This window comes from Bacillus sp. FG16 (assembly GCF_057809515.1).
Window position 1 is genome coordinate 1 of record NZ_JBMDKC010000224.1, and the last position, 1,762, is coordinate 1,762.

2 protein-coding genes are annotated in these 1,762 nt (G+C 41.6%); both read left to right on the top strand.

From position 1 onward, the window contains the following. A partial coding sequence (locus tag ACODS7_RS31765; protein WP_488828548.1) for a phage major capsid protein occupies nucleotides 1-1,034 on the top strand: 1,034 nt, incomplete at its 5' end. 101 nt (nucleotides 1,035-1,135) lie between these two features. Beyond that, nucleotides 1,136-1,666 (top strand): hypothetical protein, encoded by a 531-nt coding sequence (locus ACODS7_RS31770; protein WP_256428483.1) that lies wholly within the window; start codon nucleotides 1,136-1,138, stop codon nucleotides 1,664-1,666. Nucleotides 1,667-1,762 lie beyond the last annotated feature (96 nt).

Consider the following 1,762-nt stretch of genomic DNA (forward strand, 5'->3'; position numbering starts at 1 on the left):
ACTTCGGACGTAATACAGGTGTGGGAGCTGTTGCGGAAAATGGGACGTTACCAACAGCGGGACAACAAGCGTATAAGAGTTCGACAGGTACAGCGCGTATGGTGGCGGGTCGTTTAGAACTTACAGTCCAAACGATTGAATCCTCGAAGAAAAATGAAACGTCCTACCTTCGTGCAGTAGAATCAGAGGTCAAGGGATTAACGACAGACATGAAGAACTTCCGTGCTCGCGTTACGTTTGGCAATGGGACAGGACGTATTGCAAATTGCACAGCGCAAACAACGGCAGCAAACGTATTGGTCGTAAATAGTGTGAAAGGATTCTTCGTGGGGCAAAAAGTGGATATTGTGAATGCAACGGGAACAGTTACAACCGCGGGAAGAACAATTACTGCAATTGATCGTACGACAACGTCCATCACAATTGACGGTGCAGCTGTCACAACAGCGGCAACAGATGGTATTGTATCAGCTGGTTCTTCGAACTTAGAGCCGATGGGACTAGGCGGTATCATTGATGATAAATTAGCATTACAAACATTAAATCCTGCGACATATTCTTGGTGGAAAGCAAATCTATTTGCCAACGGGGGAACGGCTCGTCCGATTTCGGATGCACTACTACGTTTAGTGATGGATGAAACATCGATTGTAAGCGGGAAAGAAACAGACTTTCTGATGGGTTCGCATGGTGTACGTGCAGCATATGAGGCGGTTTTAACAACGAATAAACGATATACAAATGTGATGCAGCTAGAAGGTGGTTATTCTGCATTAGAGTTTGATGGGAAACCATTCTTAGTAGACCGTTATATGCCGGCAGGTATTGTGTGGGGAGGAAATTATAATGATTTAGGATTATATCGCGTGGCAGACTTGCAGTTTATGGAAGAAGACGGTTCGATGTTTAACCGTGTACCAAATAAAGCGGCATATGAAGCAACAGCATATATGTTAGAAACAATGGTATGTCATGCACGTAATGCCTTCTGGCAACTGTCAGATGTGCAAGAGGCAACTGGATATACGAAATAAAGCATATGTGTGTTGAGAAATAAATTACATCCTTATCATAGATCGTAGGCCATTGTACAATACGTTTGTAAGTAAATCTATGTTAGAGGGAGTGATGTTTTTTGAAACGTATCAAGGGGATAGTTTCAACCGCTTTATTGGCTGGAACAGTGATGTGTGGAGGATTGAGCTCGGTGTATGCTGATACAGCAGCAAAGCCGTATCAGGTTGTTACACCAGGAGAACAGAACGAGAAGCCTACAACTGTTGGATTTGAGACGCAAAAAGAATTTGAATCCTATGTACAGAAACATCCAGTAACACCAAACTTATCAAAAGCATTCCAATCATCCAGAATTTACTCTACCTTTTACCATGATATTCACTTGCAAGGTTCACAGTTTCCGATAGATGCTAGCCGAAATCCTGTTATTATCACTAATTTTAATAGTTTCAATAACGACCAGGTTTCCTCGATACTTACCCATCCTTTTGGAAACTACACAATGATTTATGAACATAACAATGCGCAGGGGCGTGCGCTTGCTATTGTAAATAATGGGAAATATCTAAATTTGACAGATGTTAGCATGGGCGATGGAGAAAGAACATGGAATGATCAAGTTTCATCTGCTACTGTAAAAGCAAATTAATTGTATATAAAAGTAGATATAGTAAAAAAGAGGGGCAAAACTGGTCATCTCCCTGTCAAGTAGACAGAAATAAAAAGAGTATTATGCCACGGCCTT